Annotated in this window: 16 protein-coding genes; 10 read left to right on the top strand and 6 right to left on the bottom strand. The window is 70.2% G+C overall.

Annotation, left to right across the window (positions count from 1 at the left end):
• Nucleotides 1–7: 7 nt before the first annotated feature.
• The 3 genes from ABH915_RS14955 to rsmD are packed head-to-tail and all read left to right on the top strand — an operon-like array spanning nucleotide 8 to nucleotide 3959.
• Nucleotides 8–1084, top strand: a complete 1077-nt coding sequence (locus ABH915_RS14955) for a DAK2 domain-containing protein (protein WP_043423224.1) — start codon at nucleotides 8–10, stop codon at nucleotides 1082–1084.
• Entirely contained in the window at nucleotides 1074–3323 is a 2250-nt protein-coding gene (locus ABH915_RS14950; RefSeq protein WP_370122690.1) for an ATP-dependent DNA helicase RecG, read from the top strand. Before ABH915_RS14955 ends, ABH915_RS14950 begins: the two co-directional genes overlap by 11 nt.
• A gap of 39 nt (nucleotides 3324–3362) precedes the next feature.
• The gene (gene rsmD, locus ABH915_RS14945; protein WP_018773478.1) at nucleotides 3363–3959 is read left to right on the top strand and encodes a 16S rRNA (guanine(966)-N(2))-methyltransferase RsmD; all 597 of its coding nucleotides are present in this window, start codon (nucleotides 3363–3365) and stop codon (nucleotides 3957–3959) included.
• Here the strand turns inward: rsmD and ABH915_RS14940 are convergent.
• From ABH915_RS14940 to ABH915_RS14930, 3 genes are read right to left on the bottom strand one after another with little or no spacing between them, the layout of a single operon-like run.
• Nucleotides 3956–4741, bottom strand: a complete 786-nt coding sequence (locus tag ABH915_RS14940; protein WP_370122688.1) for a spermidine synthase — start codon at nucleotides 4739–4741, stop codon at nucleotides 3956–3958. The genes rsmD and ABH915_RS14940 overlap by 4 nt on opposite strands.
• A gap of 2 nt (nucleotides 4742–4743) precedes the next feature.
• A complete protein-coding gene (locus ABH915_RS14935) occupies nucleotides 4744–5964 on the bottom strand; it encodes an aminotransferase class I/II-fold pyridoxal phosphate-dependent enzyme (protein ID WP_370122686.1) in 1221 nt (406 codons plus the stop codon).
• Complete coding sequence (locus ABH915_RS14930; RefSeq protein WP_370122684.1) at nucleotides 5961–6863, bottom strand: SDR family NAD(P)-dependent oxidoreductase; 903 nt, start codon at nucleotides 6861–6863, stop codon at nucleotides 5961–5963. Before ABH915_RS14930 ends, ABH915_RS14935 begins: the two co-directional genes overlap by 4 nt.
• Before the next feature lie 48 nt (nucleotides 6864–6911).
• On the opposite strand from ABH915_RS14930, the gene coaD reads away from it, so the two are divergent.
• The 5 genes from coaD (at nucleotide 6912) to mutM (ending at nucleotide 10088) form a co-directional block, all read left to right on the top strand.
• Nucleotides 6912–7412 (top strand): pantetheine-phosphate adenylyltransferase, encoded by a 501-nt coding sequence (gene coaD / locus ABH915_RS14925; protein ID WP_223916485.1) that lies wholly within the window; start codon nucleotides 6912–6914, stop codon nucleotides 7410–7412.
• A gap of 174 nt (nucleotides 7413–7586) precedes the next feature.
• On the top strand, nucleotides 7587–8111 hold the full coding sequence (locus ABH915_RS14920) for a DUF177 domain-containing protein (protein ID WP_079553424.1): 525 nt from the start codon (nucleotides 7587–7589) through the stop codon (nucleotides 8109–8111).
• A gap of 36 nt (nucleotides 8112–8147) precedes the next feature.
• Nucleotides 8148–8351 carry a 50S ribosomal protein L32 gene (gene rpmF, locus ABH915_RS14915; RefSeq protein ID WP_009356569.1) on the top strand — a complete coding sequence of 68 codons (204 nt, stop codon included), beginning with the start codon at nucleotides 8148–8150 and terminating at the stop codon, nucleotides 8349–8351.
• Between the two features lie 21 nt (nucleotides 8352–8372).
• Nucleotides 8373–9095 carry a ribonuclease III gene (gene rnc / locus ABH915_RS14910; RefSeq protein WP_370122677.1) on the top strand — a complete coding sequence of 241 codons (723 nt, stop codon included), beginning with the start codon at nucleotides 8373–8375 and terminating at the stop codon, nucleotides 9093–9095.
• 9 nt (nucleotides 9096–9104) lie between these two features.
• The gene (gene mutM, locus ABH915_RS14905) at nucleotides 9105–10088 is read left to right on the top strand and encodes a bifunctional DNA-formamidopyrimidine glycosylase/DNA-(apurinic or apyrimidinic site) lyase (protein ID WP_370122674.1); all 984 of its coding nucleotides are present in this window, start codon (nucleotides 9105–9107) and stop codon (nucleotides 10086–10088) included.
• Here the strand turns inward: mutM and ABH915_RS14900 are convergent.
• From ABH915_RS14900 to ABH915_RS14890, 3 genes are read right to left on the bottom strand one after another with little or no spacing between them, the layout of a single operon-like run.
• Nucleotides 10024–11061 carry an NAD-dependent epimerase/dehydratase family protein gene (locus ABH915_RS14900; protein WP_370122671.1) on the bottom strand — a complete coding sequence of 346 codons (1038 nt, stop codon included), beginning with the start codon at nucleotides 11059–11061 and terminating at the stop codon, nucleotides 10024–10026. The two genes, mutM and ABH915_RS14900, sit on opposite strands and share 65 nt — an antisense overlap.
• A complete protein-coding gene (locus ABH915_RS14895; protein ID WP_370122669.1) occupies nucleotides 11058–13787 on the bottom strand; it encodes an alpha/beta fold hydrolase in 2730 nt (909 codons plus the stop codon). Before ABH915_RS14895 ends, ABH915_RS14900 begins: the two co-directional genes overlap by 4 nt.
• A complete protein-coding gene (locus ABH915_RS14890) occupies nucleotides 13781–14803 on the bottom strand; it encodes a 3-oxoacyl-ACP synthase III (RefSeq protein WP_370125013.1) in 1023 nt (340 codons plus the stop codon). The genes ABH915_RS14895 and ABH915_RS14890 overlap by 7 nt, the downstream gene beginning before the upstream one ends.
• Before the next feature lie 263 nt (nucleotides 14804–15066).
• Here ABH915_RS14890 and smc point away from each other — a divergent pair, with 263 nt between their 5' ends.
• Together smc and ftsY are read left to right on the top strand one after the other, a co-directional pair.
• Nucleotides 15067–18702 carry a chromosome segregation protein SMC gene (gene smc, locus ABH915_RS14885; RefSeq protein ID WP_370122666.1) on the top strand — a complete coding sequence of 1212 codons (3636 nt, stop codon included), beginning with the start codon at nucleotides 15067–15069 and terminating at the stop codon, nucleotides 18700–18702.
• A gap of 88 nt (nucleotides 18703–18790) precedes the next feature.
• Complete coding sequence (gene ftsY, locus ABH915_RS14880; RefSeq protein WP_018773464.1) at nucleotides 18791–20002, top strand: signal recognition particle-docking protein FtsY; 1212 nt, start codon at nucleotides 18791–18793, stop codon at nucleotides 20000–20002.
• Nucleotides 20003–20069: the final 67 nt, after the last annotated feature.

Here is a 20069-nt window from a genome sequence, read left to right as displayed (position 1 = left end):
GCAAGCGATGAAGCGGTGGTTGGGCAAGGCGGAAACCACGCTCGGCAACCACAGCGACCGCCTGAACGCCATCAACATCTTTCCGGTGGCCGACGGCGACACCGGCACCAACCTTTACTTGACTGTCCGCGCCGCGGCCCACGCAGCCGACGCCGCTGTGCCGGGACATCCGGTCGGGGCGACGCACGCGGCACCGGATCCGTCCCTGCATGACGTTGGCGCCGTCCTGGCTCAGGCCGGCGAGGTTGCCATGGAACAGGCCCGCGGCAACTCGGGAACCCTCTTCGCCGTCTTCCTCTGCGCCGCCGCCGAACCCCTGGCCGGCCACACCCGGATCAGCTCACCCCTGCTGGCTGCGGCCCTGAACCGGGCCCAGATCCGGGCCTGGTCAGCGCTGAGTGATCCCGTGCCCGGCACCATGCTCTCGGTCATGGAGGCGGCCGCCCGGGCCGCGGCCGCCGTGGACTCCGCACACGACGGCGATGACAGCAACCAGACGCTCGGGCTGGCCCTGGATGCCGCCGTCGAGGCGGCCCTGGCCGCCGTGGTGCGCACGGAGGAGCAGCTCGATGCGCTGCAGGCCGCCCACGTGGTGGACGCCGGCGGCGTGGGCATGCTGCTGATCCTGGACTGCCTCCGCTCCGCCGTGCTGGGCGAGGAGCTCCAGAGCGAACTGCTGGACGGGCTGCACGGCTACGACGTCCAGGATCCGCATATCCACGTCGGCATGCCGCGCGACGAAGGCGTCGAAGTCATGTGCACCATCTCCCTGTCCCCGCTGGACGCCGCCATGATGCGCCAGCGGCTCGACGAAATGGGCGACTCGGTGATCATGAGCCAGGTTGGCGGCGGCGCGGATGCCGCCGGGCGCTACCGCTGGCGCGTCCACGTCCACGTCCTGGATGCGGACCCCGCCGTCGCGCTGATCCGTTCCCTGGGCGAGCCCACGGACATTTCCGTGAGCGAGCTCGCAGTGCCGCGCGACCCGGAGGCGCCGGCCGCCACAGTTGCCGCCACCGTTGCTGCCCCCGATGCTCTCGCAGCTGCCGCCGAAACCCGAAACCCCGACGGACATGCACGCTGAACTTGAACTGGGCCTGGAGCGCCGCATCGGCAAGCGCTCCGCGGCTGTCATCGAAAAACACCTCGGCATCACCACTGTCGGCGGGCTCCTGAACTACTTCCCCCGCCGCTATCTCAGCCGCGGCGAGCTGACGCCCATCAGCGAGGTCCCGCTGGACGAGGAAGTGACCCTGATCGCCAGGGTGGTCTCCAACAGCACCCGGGCCATGCGCGCCCGGCGCGGCTCCCTCACCGACGTCGTGATCTCCGACGACGCCGGGACGGGTTCCGCCCGGGCCGCCGGCGCACTGCCGGGCACGCTCAAGGTCAGCTTCTTCAACGGGTTCCGGGCCAAGGCCGAGCTGCAGCCGGGCCGGCGCGCCATGTTTTCCGGCAAGGTGACCCGCTACGCCGGATCCCTCGGCCTGACCAACCCGGATTTCCTGCTGCTCGACGAGGATCCCGAAACGCCGGGCCTCGACCCGGAGAAGCTCGCCGCCATGCCGATCCCCGTGTACCCGGCCACGGCCAAACTGACCAGCTGGTCCATCCAAAAGGTCATCTCGACGCTGCTGGACACCGTGGAGCTGGAAACCCTCGGCGACCCGCTGCCGGCCGAGATCGCGGCGCGGGAGAAGTTCCTGCCGGTCGCGGATGCCTACCGGCTGATCCACGCCCCGCAAACTCCCACGGACTTCCAGCGTGCCCGCGACCGGTTCCGCTACCAGGAAGCCCTGGTGCTGCAGTCGGCCCTGGCCCGCCGCCGCGCCCAACTCGCCGCCGAGGAAGCGACGGCCCGCCGCCCGGCACCCGACGGCCTGCTGCCAGCCTTCGACCGCCAGCTGCCGTTCACGCTGACCGCCGGCCAGGCCGCCGTCGGCAAGACGCTCTCCGACGAGCTCGCCCGGGACTCGCCCATGAACCGGCTGCTCCAGGGCGAGGTGGGCTCCGGCAAGACGATCGTGGCGCTGCGCGCCATGCTGCAGGTGGTGGACGCCGGGGGACAGGCTGCCCTGCTGGCCCCCACCGAAGTCCTCGCCGCCCAGCACTATGAATCCATCCGGCGCACGCTCGGACCGCTCTCCCGCGACGGGATGTTTGGCGGGTTCGGCCCGGACGCCGTCCAGGTCACCCTGCTCACCGGCTCCATGCCCACCGCGGCGCGGAAGCAGGCCATGCTGGACGCGGCCTCCGGGACGGCCGGAATCGTGATCGGCACCCACGCCCTGCTCAGCGACAACGTGTCCTTCTATGACCTCGGCCTGATTGTGGTGGACGAGCAGCACCGCTTTGGTGTGGAACAGCGCGACGCCCTCCGGGCCAAGGCCAGCAAACCGCCGCACCTGCTGGTCATGACCGCCACCCCGATTCCCCGGACCGTGGCCATGACCGTGTTCGGCGACCTCGAAACCTCCGTGCTCGACGAGCTCCCCGCCGGCCGCGCCCCAATCTCCACCCACGTGGTGGGGCTCGCGGAACACCCGGGGTGGGCCACCCGCATCTGGTCCCGTTCGCGGGAGGAGATCGACGCCGGCCATCAGGTCTACGTCGTTTGCCCCAAGATCGGCGCGGACGACGACGGCGACTTCACCCCGGGCGAGGCCGAACCGTCCGCCGCGGACCTCGAAGGCGAGAACGGCGGGCGGGAACTCGCCTCCGTCACCGGCGTCGTGGAACACCTCCAGGACGAACCGGCCCTGGCCGGGATCACTGTGGCGCCGCTGCACGGCAGGCAGGACCCGGTGCTGAAGTCCGAGACCATGGCCTCCTTCACGGCCAACCAGACCAAGCTCCTGGTTTCCACCACCGTGATCGAAGTCGGCGTGGACGTGCACAACGCCACGCTCATGGTGATCCTGGACGCGGACCGTTTTGGCATCTCCCAGCTCCACCAACTGCGTGGCCGGGTGGGCCGCGGCGGGCTGCCCGGGACCTGCCTGCTGGTCACCACCCTGGAGCCCGGCCATCCGAGCCGGCGCCGGCTGGATGCCGTGGCTGCCACCACCGACGGCTTCGAACTGTCCCAGGAGGATCTCAAGCTCCGCAGGGAGGGCGACATCCTCGGCGCCTCGCAGTCCGGCGGGCGCTCCACCCTGAAGCTGCTGCGCGTGCTCGAACACGAGGACGTGATCGCCCGGGCCCGGCAGGACGCCCAGCGGATCGTCGCCGCCGATCCCTCGCTGCAGGGCCAGCCCAGGCTTGCGGCCGCGATCGACGAATACCTGAACCCCGAGAAGGAGGCGTTCCTTGAACGCGGCTAGGACCACGAGCCAGGCAAAGACGTCCGCGGCGGGTCGCGCATGAGCCGGATCATTGCCGGCGCGGCCGGCGGCAGCACGCTGAACAGCGTGCCCGGAAACCTGACACGGCCCACCACGGACCGGGTCAAGGAGGCCCTGTTCTCCCGGCTGGATGCCTTCAACGTCATCGCCGGCGCCCGCGTGCTGGACCTGTACGCGGGATCCGGCTCGCTGGGGGTGGAAAGCGGCAGCCGCGGCGCGGACTGCGTGGACCTGGTCGAATTCGACGCCAAGGCCAGCGCCGTCTGCCAGCGGAACGCCGACCTCGTCAATACCGTCACGGGCCGCAAGGTGGTCTCCGTGCACCGCTCCAAAGTCGAATCCTTCCTGGACCGGACCGCCGACTCCGCCATCTGGGACCTGGTGTTCCTGGACCCGCCCTACCCCCTGGACGAGCCGGCCCTCGCTGCCGTGCTGGCCAAGCTGGTGCCGCACCTGGGCGAGGGCGCTGTCGTGGTGGTGGAACGCTCGTCCCGGAGTCCCGAGCCGGCGTGGCCCGAGGGCATGGAACGGTTTGCCGAGAAGAAGTATGGCGAAACCCGGCTGTGGTTCGCCGAGCCCGGCGTGGAAGCCGTGGACCTGGAGGCCGGGGACTAGCCGGCCAGCGCGTCCAGATCGACGCCGGCGAGCAGCCGGGCCGGATGCGGACCGCGCGCCGTGAGCGCGGCCGTCCAGACCTCGGGCCACGGCCCCTGCGTCCCGGTCAGGATGATGTTTCCGGGGTACCGGCCGGTGAACATTCCGGTCTCCGCGAAGGCCGAGACGTCGGCCATGGCCCGGCGCATGGCCGCGATCTGGCTCCGGACCAGGGTCAGCCCGGGTTCGTCGCCCACGTTGACTATCAACACACCGCGCGGCGTCAGCCGGGCCGCCGCCTCCTGGTAGAAGCCGGTGCAGGCGATGTGTTCCGGCGCCTCCGGCCCGGAGAAGATGTCCAGGATCACGACGTCGAAGCGGAGGTCCGCCGGAAGCCCGGCGAGGGCGTCGCGGGCATCGCCGATCACCGTGTGCAGTTCGGTTCCCTCCGGCAGGGGCAGCTGCGCGAGCACGAAGTCCAGCAGTTCCCGCTCCAGCTCCACGGCGTACTGGACGGAGCCGGGCCGGGTGGCCTGGATGTAGCGGGCCAGCGTCAGGGCCCCCGCGCCCAGGTGCAGCGCCGTGATCGGCTCGCCCCAGGGGGCGGCAAGGTCCACGACGTGGCCGATCCTGCGCAGGTATTCGTAGAAGATATCCGCGGGGTCGGCCAGGTTGACGTGGGACTGCTCGGCGCCGCCGATGCTCAGCACGAAGCCGCCCTCGGTAAAGGGATCCGGTTCGATCACGGCGTGCTGTCCGGTGGTCCGCAGGAACCGCGAGGCCCCGGGTTGCTGCCCGGCCATGTTCACAGCCTGTCGCGCAAGGTCGCCAGCCGCTCGGCGGCCTCCTCCAGCACGTGCAGCTGCTTGCAGAACGCGAAGCGGAGCAGGCTGCGGGTGCGCTCGGCGCCGTCGGCGTGGCAGAAGACAGGCACCGGGATCGCGGCGACGCCCACGAGGGCCGGCAGCCTGCGGGCCAGCTCCACCGAATCGGTGATCCCCAGCGGTGAGGTATCCACGTTCACGAAGTAGGTCCCCTGCGGGGTCAGGACGTCGAGGCCGGCTGCGCGCAGTCCCTCGCTGAGGATGTCGCGCTTGTACCGGAGGGTGTCGGCAATGCCGGCGTAAAACTCGTCCGGAAGTCCCAGGCCCACCGCGATCGCGGCCTGGAAGGGCGTGCCGGAACTGTAGCTCAGGAACTGCTTGACCGTCCGGGCGGCGGCCACGAGCTCCTCCGGCCCGGAGAGCCAACCGATCTTCCAGCCGGTGAAGGAGAACGTCTTGCCGGCCGAGGAAATGGTGAGCGTGCGCCCGGCCGCCCCGGGCAGCGTCGCGATCGGGATGTGCCGCACACCGAACGTCAGGTGCTCGTACACTTCGTCGGTGACGATGACGGCGTCGTATTGAGCGGCCAGTTCGACGACGCGCTCAAGCACCTCGCGGGGGAACACCGCGCCGGTCGGGTTGTGCGGATTGTTGATCAGCACCACCTTGGTGCGGTTGCTGAACGCGGCCTCGAGCGCGGCGAGGTCCGGCATGAAATCCGGGGCCAGCAGCGGGGCGGTGACGTGCGTGGCGCCGGAGAGCCCGATGATGGCGCCGTAGGAGTCGTAGAACGGCTCGAACGTGAGCACTTCATCTCCCGGACCTACCAGCGCGAGCAGGGAGGCGGCGATGGCCTCCGTGGCGCCGGTGGTGACGATGATTTCGGTCTGGGGATCGGGGGTCAGCCCGTAGAACCGCTGCTGGTGCACCGCGATCGCCTCCCGCAGCGGCAGGATGCCCTTGCCGGGCGCATACTGGTTGGCTCCGGCGGCGATGGCGGCCTGGGCGGCCTCCTTGATCTCCACCGGGCCGTCCTCGTCCGGGAAGCCCTGGCCGAGGTTGATGGCGCCCGTGCTCAGGGCCAGGGTGGTCATCTCCTCGAAGATCGTGACGCCCAGCGAACCTTCGGGGGAGAGCAGGTTGGCGCCGGTTGCGGCGCGCTGCCACGGGAACTGGGCAGGGAGCTGGGCGGGGCCGGTCACCGGGAACCTGCCGTATCGGAGCTGGCGGCGGCGGCTGGCCTGCCGGTGAACCTGTCCATGGTGGTGTAGATCCCAAAGACCTTTCCACCCACGAAGTCCCACGCCCGCACAGGCAGGATGCCCTTGAGCACTTTCCCAAGCTTGGCCATTGCGGGGGCGATCAGCTGCGGCTGCCCGGCGGCCGTGGCGCGCCATGCCCGGTCCACGGCGTCCTCGGGCGTCATGAGCGGGGTCAGCAGGGGACCGCGGGCTCCCTCGAACATGCCGGTGGAAATGTAGCTGGGGCAGAAGGTGGTGACTTTCAGGTGGCCGTAGCCCTGTTGCTCAAGCTCGAGCCGGAGCGAGTCGCTCCAGCCGATGACGGCCCATTTCGAGGCCGCGTACACGCTCATTCGCGGATTCGAGACCGTGCCGGCGGCAGAGGCAACATTGAGGATCCGGCGCGGGCGGCCGGCGTCGGCCATCATGTCCGGCAGGAACTCAAGGGTGACGTACATGGGGGCCAGGGCGTTGATGTCCATGGTCAGGGCGATGTCACGGTCCGGGGCGTGGTCCCAGAAGTACGCGCCGCGGACAATCCCGGCGTTGTTCACCAGCAGCGCCAGCGGCCCCTCGGTCCGGGCCTCCCGGGCGGCGTCGGCAATCGCGGCGCGATCCGCGAGGTCCACCGTGCGGGGGATGGCGCGGGCGCCCAGGGCGGCAACTTCAGCGGCGGTGCGGGCCAGGGCATCGGCGTCGACGTCCCAGAGGATCACCACCGCGGCGCCTTCCCTGGCGGCGCGGAGGGCGTAGAGCCGGCCCATGCCCATGGCGGCACCGGTGACCAGGGCCACTCCGCCGTCCACAGTGAAAGGCGGCACAGTGAAAGGCCGGGCCGCGCGATTGTTCGATGCTGACATTCAGCCATGTTATCCCGGGCTTCGGCGCGGATACGGTAGGTTCGGAGCATGAGACGCGCTGTTTGCCCTGGCTCTTTTGACCCCATCCACAATGGACACCTGGAAGTCATTGCGCGTGCCGCGGGCCTCTTCGACGAGGTGATCGTGGCCGTGTCCACGAACTACTCCAAGAAGTACCGCTTCAGCCTTGAGGAGCGGATCGACATGGCCAGGGAAACGTTCGCGTCCTTGCGCGGGATCGTGGTCGAACCCGTGGGGGAGGGGCTCCTGGCCGAGTACTGCCGGCAGCGCGGCGTGTCCGCGATCGTCAAGGGCCTGCGTTCGTCCTCGGACTTCGACTACGAGCTGCCGATGGCCACGATGAACCGGCAGCTGACCGGCGTCGAGACGGTGTTCCTGCCGGCGGAAAGCCACTACCTGCACCTGTCCTCCACCCTCATCAAAGAGGTCTTCGCCCTGGGCGGGGACGTCTCGGACTTTGTTCCCCGGTCCGTGCTGAAACGGCTGGCCCCGGGCGAGCCGGTCCCGAACCGGGCGCGCAAAGTGTAAGCTTGACCGGTACTCGGCGGCCTGCTGCCGGTTGCGTGGCCCGAATCCGAGGCCGCTTGTGGTGTGAACCGCCGGCGTGCCCCCGGTTTGAGTCCGTCCGGAAGTTCAGGCTAAGATAGTGCGTCGGTCATATGTTCAACAGGAGTTCTCATTAAACGAGATGCTAGTTCGCCCTTGGCGTTCGACGTCAAGGACCTCGGACGCAGTCCGGGAAGCATGCGGACGCTGACGGAACATGTACCCGCGCCAAGTGATCTTGGTGTGGCGCTCATTGGCGTGCAAGAAGGCTCGGATGTCGAGCTGGACCTGCGGCTTGAGGCCGTACACGAAGGAATTCTGGTATCAGGAACCGCACACGTTGAAGTTACTGGCGAATGCGGCCGATGCCTGGATCCCCTTGCGTATGACCAAGAGGTTGATGTGCAAGAACTTTTCTTCTACGAGGATGCTGTGTTCTCCGACGAAGAAGACGAAGAAGAGCAACGTCGAGTCGAGCACGATCTGATCGATCTTGAGCCGGTGTTGCGGGACGCAGTTGTCACCATACTGCCGTTCCAGCCGGTGTGCCGGGAAGACTGCCAGGGCCTTTGCTCCGAATGTGGAGTGCGCCTGGAAGACGAGCCGGGGCATCACCACGAGGTCGTAGATCCTCGCTGGGCCGCCCTGGCTGACTTGGCTAAGCCTGACCGGCAAAACTGATTTGTAAGTGTTTTTCTAGAGAGAAATGAGTTAGCCGTGGCTGTCCCGAAGCGGAAAATGTCTCGCTCGAATACCCGCGCCCGCCGCTCCCAGTGGAAGGCAACTGCCCCCCACCTGGTGAAGACTGTCGAGAACGGCCAGGTCACGTACAGCCTGCCGCACCAGGCAAAGGTCGTTACCGACTCGGCTGGCACTGCGCTGTTCCTTGAGTACAAGGGCCGCAAGGTCGCAGACGTCTAATCCGCCAACAGGCTGAAAAAGATGTCTTCAACTGAAGAGCTTCTGAAGCGTCTCGGTGTCACTATTGACGCCGGGACGCTTCGTCTTGCGCTCACACACCGTTCCTACGCCTACGAAAACGGCGGCATCCCCACCAACGAACGGCTCGAGTTCCTGGGCGACTCCATCCTGGGGTTCTCCGTTACCGACGCGCTGTACCGTGACAACCCCACGCTGCCCGAAGGCGACCTGGCCAAGCGCCGTTCCGCCGTCGTCAGCACCCGGGCGCTGGCCGGCATCGGCCGCAGCATCGGGCTGGGGGACTACATCTACCTTGGACAGGGCGAAAAGCTCACCGAAGGCAAGAACAAGGCCTCCATCCTGGCGGACACCATGGAGGCGCTGATCGGTGCCACCTACCTCTCCAACGACATCGAGACGGCCCGGCAGCTGGTCATGCGGCTGGTCGGCCCGCTGTTGAAGGACGCGGCCGCCCTCGGTGCGGGCACCGACTGGAAGACTTCCATCCAGGAGCTGGCCGCCAGCCGGCAGCTCGGGACCATCAACTACGCGGTCGACGGCTCCGGGCCGGACCACGCCCGGACGTTCGAGGCCGTGCTGCGGATTGGCGGCACGGACTACGGCACCGGCTCCGGCAACTCCAAGAAGGAGGCCGAGCAGGAAGCCGCCGCCGATGCCTGGCGCCGGCTGACCGCCCCGTCCGCGCCTGATCCGCAGCAGTTGCAGTCCCAGACCGGCAGCTAGGCAGCGGCGTTGCCTGAACTGCCCGAGGTCGAGGTGGTCCGGCGCGGCCTGGTGAGCTGGGTGCGCGGCCGGACCATCACCTCTGTCGAGGTGCTGGACCCGCGCTCCCTGCGCCGGCACGCCCTGGGCCCGGAAGACTTTGCCGGCAACCTTGAAGGCGCACGGGTCCTGGACGTGGTCCGCCGCGGCAAATTCCTGTGGATGCCGCTGGCTGACTCGCCGGCCCCGTCCGGAAACGGTATCCCGGCCGACGACTTGGCCGACCAGCCGGCCCCCGCCGTCGCGCTCATGGCCCATCTGGGCATGTCCGGCCAGCTGCTGATGCAGGACCCCGGGGTTCCGGACGAAAAACACCTGAAGGTCAGGCTGCGGCTCAGCCCGGCCGACGGCATGCCCGGCCAACTCCGGTTCGTGGACCAGCGCATCTTCGGCGGACTGTTCCTCACCACGCTGATCCCCACCGACGACGGCGGCCCCGGCGGGCTCGCCGAATCGCCGCTGCCGCTCATCGCCGAGGAAGCCGCGCACATTGCCCGGGACCCGCTGGACCCCTGGTTCTCCTTCGATACCTTCTACCGGCGCCTGCGGGCCCGCAAGACCGGGCTCAAGCGGGCGCTGCTGGACCAGGGACTGGTCTCCGGGATCGGCAACATCTACGCGGACGAGGCCCTCTGGAAGGCGCAGCTGCACTTCGCCCGGCCCACCGACACCCTGCGCCGCGCCGACGCGCTGCGGGTCCTCGACGCCGCCCGCGAGGTCATGGCGGATGCCCTGGCCGCCGGCGGCACGAGCTTCGATTCGCTCTACGTCAACGTCAATGGAGCCTCCGGGTACTTCGACCGCTCCCTGAACGCCTACGGCCGGGAGGGCCTCGAGTGCAAGCGCTGCGCTGCCGCCGGCCGGGTCAGCCTGCTCAAGCGGGAACAGTTCATGAACCGGTCCTCGTACACCTGCCCCGTCTGCCAGCCCCGGCCGCGGAACGGGCGCTGGTAGGGGGAGTGCGGGCGTAGTGCCCGGCCAGCCTCGCCAGGCCCTCGTCAAGGGAAACGGCGGGGGCCCAGTTGAGCAGTTCTCGGGTCTCGCGCTGGTCGAACCAGTGGGCGGTGGAGAGCTGCTCAGCGAGGAATCTGGTCATCGGCGGCTCCCCTGCCCGGCCGGACCGGGACCAGAGCTTCTCCACGACCGATCCTGCAGCGCGCGCGAGGCTGCCCGGGACCGTCCAGGACGGCGCAGGGACGCCGCCCGCGGCGCAAATGCCCGCCAGCAGCTCGCCGACAGGGCGGGGTTCGCCGTTGCTGACCACCAGCGCCCGGCCGTGGACGTGCTCCATGCGGTGAAGCGCGGCGACGATGGCCGAAGCGGCGTTGTCCACGTAGGTAGTGTCAATCAGGGCAGCTCCGGCGTCGAGCAGCGGCAGGCGGCCGCGGCCGGCACGTTCCAGCACCCGCTCCACCAGCTGCGTGTCGCCCGGGCCCCAGACGACGTGCGGGCGCACCGCCGCGACCCGGAAATCCGGCGAGTCCGCGGCCAGCGCCAGCAGTTCAGCTTCGGCCTTGGTGCGGGAGTAGTCGCTGTGCGCGCGGGCCGGGTCCGCTGCCTCCGCGCCCAGTCCGGCGATCGCGGCCCCGGAATTGGCCACGGAGGGGGAGGAGACGAACACCAGTTCCCGCACGCCGGCCTCGCGGGCGGCCCGGAGCAGGCGGCGCGTGCCTTCGACATTCACCGCGTCGAACTCCGCGGCGCGGCCGGTGAAGGACACCTTCGCGGCCAGGTGGATGACGCCGTCGGCGCCCGAGACGGCTCGGCGGACGGCGTCCTCGTCCGCTAGGGACCCTTGGAGGTCCGTAGCGCCGTCGACGCCGGAGGGGCGGCGCTGGAATGTGCTGACGGCGTGGCCCTGCCGCACCAGCAGGCGCGCCACTTCCCGGCCGAGCAGTCCGCTCGCGCCGGTGACGAGGACCCTCACGGCGTGCCCGGACGGCCGCCGGCCAGCACTGCCGTAGCCCACCGGGACAGGCGGCTTCTGTCGATCTTGGCGTTGTGGCGGATGTCGGTCGGCTGGGAGGGCACGGCGAGCACGGCGGAGACGCTGACGCCTGCCGCACGGGCGGCGTCCCGGACGCGGCCCGCCAGCTGCGGCGCGGCGGGGCCGGCCCGGCGGACCGGCGGAACGGTTTCGACGACGGCGACGACGGCCTGGGTCCCGGACGGACCGACCCCGACGATGGCGGCCATCCCGACGTCGTCCAGGCGTTCGATGGCCTGCTCGGCGCCCACAGGCGTCACCACAGCGCCCGGCGCCGTCACGACGTGCACGAGGCGTCCTTCCACCCAGAGCCGGCCGGCGGCGTCGAGGTGCCCGACGTCGCCGGTGCGGTGCCATCCGGCCGTGCGGACGCTCTCGCGCTGGGTCAGCCAGAGCCTGTCGTAGGTATCCTTCACGTGCGGGGCGCTGACGAGGATCTCTCCGGTCACTCCAGCCTCCGTGACGGGCTCGTTCCCGGGTGCGGTGCCGTCCGCGGCGAGCGGGATGATGGCGGCCCGGGCGCCGCGCACCGGCCGGCCCACGCATACGCCGTTGCCGGCCCCCGCCACGGTTCCGGCGGCGGCGTCGGCCCCTGCGGCGCGGATCTGTTCGAGGCTGATGTCCGTGACGGGCAGCGCCTCGGTCATCCCGTACGGGGTGTGCAGCGAGGCCCGCGGCAGCAGCCGCTGCACCTCTGCCAGGAGGGCTTCGGGGACCGGCGCGCCGGCGGAGAGCAGCAGTTCCACCCGCCCCAGGGCGTCGTGACCGGCCCGGCTCAGGCCGGCACGGGTGGCGAGGACGTTGCGCAGAGCCGCGGGCGAGGCGAAGATCACCGTGGCGTCGATGGCTGCTGCGGCGTCGGCCAGCGCGCTGGCGGTCAGGGTGCGGGGCACAGTGACGTCCATGGCGGGCGTCACGGAGACAGCTCCGAGCGCCGGACCCAGCAGGGCGAACGGCGCGAAGCCCGCCACCAGGCGCGCGCCCGGGGCGATCCCCAACGTTTCGGCCACGGTGTCGCGCATCGCGGCCAGCTGCCGGTGCGTGTAGAGCACGCCCTTGGCGGGTCCAGTGGAGCCGGAGGTGAACAGCACGGCGGCGGGGGCGTCCGGGGCCGGGGCCGGACCCTGGCAGGGGAGTTCCGGGCTGAGGCCGGCTCCGCGGCGGGCGAGGGCGGCGAGGGAGGTTTCGACGGCGAGGAGGCGGCGGCGGGCGGCCGGCAGGTCCCGGACACTGATGCGCCGTCCCGACCAGCCGAGTACCGCGGCGGCCGCCAGGGCCTTGTCGATTCCGATGAGGAAATCCGGGGTGGCGCCCTGCACGGCGCGGCTCAGGCCGCGGGTGCCCAGGCCGGCGTCGGCCACGACGACCACCGCGCCGAGCCGCAGGCAGGCGTAGAGGACCACGGTCAGGTCCACGCCCGGCGGAACCATCAGGCTCACCCGGCTGCCGGGCCCCACACCGGCTCCCTGCAGGCCCGCCGCGAGGGCGGCGATGTTCTGTTCCAGCTCCCGCCAGCTGAGCGAGCGGGCGATGCTGCCGTCCGTGCCCATTTCCGCGACGGCGGTATCCCCGGCTGCGGGTCCCGCCGCCAGCTCGGTGAGGGGCGCCCAAAGGGGCGGGACCCCGGCGCCGGGCTTCAGGGGGCCGGACCCGAGGTCCAGCGTCGGGTGGGCGGCCGGGCCGCCGGCTGACCGCCCGGCCGGGGCGGCTGTCCGCTGCAGGCCGTCTCCGTTGGCCCGGACGCACTCGGCAAGCCACTCGAAGACGGGCGCGGCGATGTCCCGGTCTTCCGCGACCAGGTGGCCGGCACCCTCGAAGCGGTGGACTTTCGCGTCCGGCAGCCGGCCGATGAGGTCCTTGAGGTACCGGTCGGAAAAGATCGGATCGCGCGGGCCCCAGAGCATCAGGGCCGGAGTCCTCAACCCGCGCAGCCCTTCCGCGACGCGGGTCAGCGCCGGGAAGCTGGGATGGGACGCGTCGGCGGGAATGTCCGCGACAAAGTGCCCCACGCCGGCGCGGCGGCCGGCGCCGCGGTAGGGGGCCATGAAGGCCCGCCGGACGTCCGCAGCGAGCGGCGGATGGGCCAGGGCGTGGGTCACCCGCAGGAACGCATCCGACGTCGTCGTTCCCCAGCGGTGCACGGCAGGGTGCAGTGCAAGCCGCAGCGCCGGCGGGACGGGGGTGCCGGCGGGCTGATGGACGGCGGTGTTCGTCAACACCACGCCGGCAAGCTGCTGGGGGTGTGCCTCTGCCCAGCCGAGGCTGATCACGCCGCCCCAGTCGTGGCCGACGGTGACGACCGGGCCGTCCAGGCCGAGCGCGGCGGTGAGGTCGCCCAGGTCGTTGATCCGGTCCTCCAGGCGCCGGAACGTGCCGGTGCGCTCGGAGAAGCCCATATCCAGCTGGTCCACCGCCACCACCCGCCACGGATGTGCGGGGCCGGATCCGGCGGCCAGCAGGGACCGCCACAGGTAGGACCAGGTCGGGTTGCCGTGCACGCACAGCAGGGTGCCGGCAGGAGTCAGGCCGCGGCGCGTGAGCTGGGCACCGTTGTCAAGCAGGTGCCAGCGGCGCACGGTGCCGGGCCCGTCCGCGGCGGAGGTGGACGCCACATCGATGTCGCGCGACCATTCAGGGTCGACGCCGGGCCAGTCCGCGGTTACCAAACGATTTCCACCATGGCGGTGTTCAGGCCGGAACCGACGCCCATGCACAGCACGCGGTCCCCGGTTGCGAGAGTCTGCGCTTCGGCCGCGAGGGTCATGGGGAGGGAGGCCGGGCCCACATTGCCCCAGTGCGGGAACGTGATCGGCACCTTGTCCGGGTCCAGGTCAATGGCGTTGATGATGGCCTGGGTGTAGGCAGTGCTCACTTGGTGCGTGACGTAGCGGTCCATCGAGGCCCAGTTCCACTCCGGCTGGGCCTCGTGCCAGGCGTCGACCACGAGCTGCAGGCCGCCGTCGAGCAGGCCTTTGGTGTCGGTGGCCATGCCGTCGATGCTGCCCACGCACAGTTCATGGTGCTCGGTGCCGGCACGCATCACGCCGCCGAGGATCCGGTGCGCCCCTGGGTGCTCGTCCGCCGGGCCCAGGACGGCCGCAGCGGCTCCGGAGCCGAGTGTGAGCGTGGCGAACTCGCGGTTGAAGTCCTCGCGGGTCGTCTCGGGCCGCTGCAGCCGGGCCAGGGTGGCCTCCTGCGTTGCCTGGGCATCCTCACCGTTGACGATCATCGCGTACTTGATCTGGCCGGAGTCGATCATGTTGGCCGCCAGCGTCATGCCGTTGACGAATCCGAGGCAGGCGTTGGCCAGATCAAAGTTCATGGCCGACGAAGGGAGGCGCAGTCCGTGGTGGATCTTCACCGCGACGGACGGTTCGAGGTTGCGCCGCGTCACGGAAGTGTTGATCAGCAGACCGATCTCGGACGCTTCGATGCCGGACTCGGCCAGGGCCTTGGCGCCCGCCTCGATGGCTGCGTCGTCGAACGACGTCCCGGGAGCCCACCACCGCCGGTGGGTGATGCCTGCGACCCGTTCGAGCAGCTTCGGGGGGACCCCCAGCCGCCGCAGGGTCGAAGCCAGCTTGCGGTCGAAGTCCATGGAACTGACGATCGTCGGAGCTTCGACGCTGCTCACCGATAGTAAAGCGGTGTTGCTGTGCCGGAATGTTGCATTGCCTACCAAAATCAAGCCCCTGTTCATGTCCGTCCTGCGCTCCGGCGGTGGCCGCTCACAAGCCCGAGAGCTTAACTATGCCCCGTGCAGGTCAATTCCCGCATATGCGGCATACGCCATCCGCCGCGGCTTCGCGCTGTTCTGCGCGGAATGGCCGCAGATGCGCAGTAGATTGTAGGTATCCGGGGCCACCCCGGACCCCCCCGCGTCCGCCCGAATCATGCTTTCGTCGAACAGCGGGCCAGTCCGCCGACCAGGAGAACCGAAGCACCTTGCACCTGAAAAGTCTGACCGTCCGGGGATTCAAGTCGTTCGCCTCAGCGACGACCTTTGAATTCGAACCGGGCGTCACCGCCGTGGTGGGCCCGAACGGCTCGGGCAAATCCAACGTGGTGGACGCGCTGGCCTGGGTCATGGGCGAACAGGGAGCCAAGACCCTCCGCGGCGGCAAGATGGAAGACGTGATCTTTGCCGGTACCTCGGGCCGGCCGCCCCTGGGCCGGGCGCACGTCTCGCTGACCATCGATAACAGCGACGGCGCCCTCCCGATCGAATACAGCGAGGTGACGATCTCGCGCACGCTGTTCCGGACCGGCGGCTCGGAATACGCCATCAACGGGACCGGATGCCGGCTGCTCGATATCCAGGAGCTGCTCTCCGACTCCGGCTTGGGCCGCGAGATGCACGTGATTGTGGGCCAGGGCCAGCTGGACAAGGTCCTGCACGCCACCCCCGAGGACCGGCGCGGCTTCATTGAGGAGGCCGCGGGCATCCTCAAGCACCGCCGCCGCAAGGAAAAGACGGTCCGCAAACTTGAGGCCATGCAGGCCAACCTGTCCCGGCTCAGCGATCTCACCGGCGAAATCCGGCGGCAACTGACCCCGCTGGGCAAACAGGCGGAAGTGGCCCGGCGCGCCCAGAGCGTCCAGTTCGAGGTCCGCGACGCCCGCTCACGGCTCCTGGCCGATGACCTCGTCCAGCTGCAGTCCGCGCTGGCGCAGGACGTAGCGGACGAATCGGCGCTCAAGGCACGCCGCGCCGTCGTCGAACGCGACCTCGAGGCCGGGCGGCAGCGCCAGGCGGTCCTCGAAGGGCTCGCAGCCGAGGCCACGCCCGCGCTAAACGCCGCGCGGGAGAACTGGTATTCGCTCTCCACCGGGCGCGAACGGCTCCGTTCCCTCGGCTCGCTCGCCGAGGAGCGCCGCCGGCTGCTCGGCGCCGCGGACGTGGTTCCGGACACCGGCCGGGATCCGGACCAGCTGGAACAACAGGCCGCCCGCGTCCGCGACGAGCAGGCCGGGCTGGAACGGCAGATCCTGGACCGGACCGAAGCCCTGGACGCCGCGTCAGCCGCCAAACACGACGCCGAACAGGCCGCGGCCGCCGAGGACAAGCGGCTCGCCGCCCTGCTCCGGGCCGCCGCGGACCGGCGTGAGGGCCTGGCCAAGCTCGCCGGGCAGGTCGGCGCGGCACGATCCCGCGTCGAGTCCGCCCAGTCCGAGCTCGGCCGCCTCCGCGAATCGCAAAAAGCGGGCGAGGAGCGCCGCCGGCAGGCGCACAGCGAGTTCACCGCCCTGGAAGCGCAGGTGGCAGGGGTCGAGGACGGCGAGGAATCGCTCGACGCCGATTACGAGGCGGCGAGCGAGGCCCTCGATACGATCATCGCCGACATTGATGCCCTGAAGGCGGCTGAGCGGGAGGGCGAGCGGGAACGCGGCGCCCTCATGGCCCGCCGCGATGCCCTCCAGCTGGGCCTGAACCGCAAAGACGGCTCCGGGCACGTGCTCGGCACGGCCGCCGGGGACCTGGCCGGCGGGGTCCTGGGACCGCTGGCGTCCATGATCACCGTGGAGGCCGGATTTGAGGCCGCCGTCGCCGCCGCACTCGGCAGCGCGTCCGACGCCGTGGTGGTCCGGGACCAGGAAACGGCCGCCGCTGCCGTGCGGCTGCTCCGCGCGGACGACGCCGGCCGTGCCGCGCTGCTGCTCGCCGGCACCCCGGCCGGGTCACCCCCGCTGTTGGCCGGTGCGCTGTCGGCCGATGCATTAACCGGCGGCAGCACGCTTCCCGGAGGCGCGCGCTGGGCCGCGGAACTGGTCTCGGCTGATGGGCCGGACGGCGCCGGCTTGCCGCTGGCCGCCCTGCTGGCCGGCGTCGCCGTCGTCGAGGACCTGGACGCCGCGGCGCAGCTGATCGCCGCGCGTCCCGAGCTCACCGCCGTGACCCGCGCCGGGGACGTCTTCACGGCGCTGACCGTCACCGGCGGGTCCGCGTCGGCGCCGTCGCTGCTGGAAGTCCAGGCCGCCGTCGACGACGCCGCCGCGAAGCTGGCCGCCGTCACCGCCGCGCTCGAACGCAACCGCTTCGCCCTCTCCACCGCCCGGACCCGGCGCGCCGAAGCCCAGGACCGTGCCGACGCGGCGCTCGCGAAACTCCACGACTCCGACGCGAAACTCGCGGCCGTCGCCGAACGCCTGGGCCACCTGAACGCCGTGCTGCGCAGCGCCGTCGCCGAAAGTGAGCGCCTGGCCGCGTCCCTGTCCCGGGCTGAGGCCCAGATCGTCAGCGAACAAAGTGCACTGGAAGCGGTGGCGGCCCGGCTCGCCGCGGCCACCGAGGCCCCCGCGGAGCAGGAACCCTCCCCGGAGCACCGCGACGCCCTGGCCCTGGCCGCCTCGCTGGCCCGCACGGCCGAGATGGAGGCCAGGCTCGCCCTGCGCAGCGCCGAGGAACAGCTCACGGCCACCCGCAACCGGGCGGCCTCGCTGGAACGGGCCGCCGCCACCGAACGCCGCGCCCGCGAGGAAGCCGCCGAACGCGCCCGCCGCCGCAGGCTCCAGGCCCGGCGCGCCGCCGCCGTCGCCGCCGCCGTGCAGCAGGTCATCGGGTTCATTGACGTGTCCGTGGAGCTGGCCCGCCGGGAGCGGGACAGCGCCGAGGAACGCAAGGACGCGATGGACCGGGAACTGGCCGGGGTCCGCACCGGCAACGACGCCCTGGCCCGCGAACTGGCCGAACTCACCGACTCCGTGCACCGCGACGAGCTCGCCCGCACCCAGCAGCGGCTGCGGATCGAGGCGCTGGAACTGAAGAGCGTGGAGGAGCTCGGGCTGACCGCCGGGCAGCTCGTGGCCGACTACGGACCCGACCAGCCCGTCCCGGTCCCGGCCGGCGACTCCGCGGACAAATGGGCTGCACTGCGCGCCCCGGTGGACGAGGACGGCCGCGAGATTCCCGAAGGCAAGCCCTTCGTCCGGGCCGAGCAGGAAAAACGGCTCAAACGCGCCGAACGCGACCTCGCCGCCCTCGGCAAGGTCAACCCGCTGGCGCTGGAGGAGTTCGCCGCGCTGGAAGAGCGCCACCAGTTCCTCAGCACCCAGCTCGAAGACCTGAAGTCCAGCCGCAAGGACCTGCTGGACATCATCAAGGAAGTCGACGACCGCGTCCAGAAGGTCTTCGCCGAGGCGTTCGAGGACACCTCCCGGCAGTTTGTCCGCGTCTTCGCCCGGCTGTTTCCCGGCGGCGAGGGCCGGCTGGTCCTGACCGACCCCACCGACATGCTCACCACCGGCATCGAGGTCGAAGCCCGCCCGGCCGGCAAGAAAATCAAGCGGCTCTCGCTGCTTTCCGGCGGCGAACGCTCCCTTACGGCCGTGGCGCTGCTGGTGGCCATCTTCAAGGCACGGCCCTCGCCCTTCTACGTCATGGACGAGGTCGAGGCCGCCCTCGATGACACCAACCTGGGCCGGCTCATCACCATCTTCGAAGAGCTCCGCGAATCCAGCCAGCTGATCGTCATCACGCACCAGAAGCGCACCATGGAAGTCGCCGACGCCCTCTACGGCGTCACAATGCGCGGCGACGGCGTCTCAACGGTGATCAGCCAGCGGCTCAGTGCGGAGAGCTAGGCAAACGTCCACGTCCCGGCGGGGCGGCGTCCACACGCAACAAAAGCGCTGGCCACGGCTCATTTGGGGTTTGTGAGAAGCTAGGGGAGTGAACGACATCCTCCCCATCATTCTGCCCATTCTCGCTGTCCTGGTGGTCCTCGGTGCGCTGATCCCGGTGCTCATGAAGACCCGGAAGAGTTCCAAGACCTACACCGGCCCGCGTGACGCAAACGACCCCGTGCAGGCCCCCGGAGCCGGAACCCTTGTGGAGGACCGTCCCGCGCAGGCGCCGGCACCGGCACGGACCTCGCCGGACGGCGTCGAACTCGAAGAACCAACCCTCGAGGTTCCGGACGACGCAGCCGGGCTGGAAACCGTGCCGGTGGAAACCCCGCTGCCCGTGGCGGGGCGGCTGATGCGGCTGCGCGAGCGGCTGGTCAAGTCCAACAACATCCTGGGCAAGGGGCTCCTGGCACTGCTCTCGGCGGACAAGATCGATGAAAACGTCTGGGATGAGGTCGAGGAAACCCTGCTGCTGGCCGATCTCGGCACCGAACCGACCATGCAGCTCGTGGACTCGCTCCGCGAACGCGTCAAGGTGATGGGCACGCGGGACCCGGAGCACGTCAAGGCCCTGCTCCGCGAGGAACTCATCAAGCTCGTGGACCCCACCATGGACCGGAGCCTGAACGTCGAGCGCCACGGCGACAAGCCCGCCGTCATGATGGTTGTCGGCGTCAACGGCGTTGGCAAGACCACCACCGTGGGCAAGCTCGCCCGCGTGCTCGTGGCCGAGGACAAGGACGTGCTGCTGGGCGCGGCCGACACCTTCCGCGCCGCCGCCGCCGAGCAGCTGGCCACGTGGGGCCAGCGCGTCGGCGTGCCCACCGTGAAGTCGGACATCGACGGCGCGGACCCGGCCTCGGTGGCTTACGAGGCCGTCAAGGCCGGCATCGACCAGGAAGTCGACGTCGTCATGATCGACACCGCGGGGCGCCTGCAGAACAAGGTGGGCCTCATGGACGAGCTCAGCAAGGTCAAGCGGGTCATCGAAAAGCTGGCCGAGGTGGACGAGGTGCTGCTGGTCCTGGACGCCACCACCGGCCAGAACGGACTCAACCAGGCCCGGGTGTTCTCCGAGGTCGTGAACATCACCGGGATCGTCCTGACCAAGCTGGACGGCACCGCCAAGGGCGGGATCGTCGTCGCCATCCAGAAATCCCTCGGGGTCCCTGTGAAGCTGATCGGCCTGGGCGAAGGCGCCGACGATCTCGCGCCGTTCGACGCCGAAGGCTTCGTGGATGCGCTGCTGAACTAGCACGCACCGCCACAAAAAGTGCCCCGGTCCTGTCTGGACAGTTCAGACAGGACCGGGGCACTTTTTG

Source organism: Arthrobacter sp. MW3 TE3886, from assembly GCF_041262145.1.
Lineage (GTDB): Bacteria > Actinomycetota > Actinomycetes > Actinomycetales > Micrococcaceae > Arthrobacter.
This window is presented reverse-complemented; position numbering and strand designations above follow the sequence as displayed.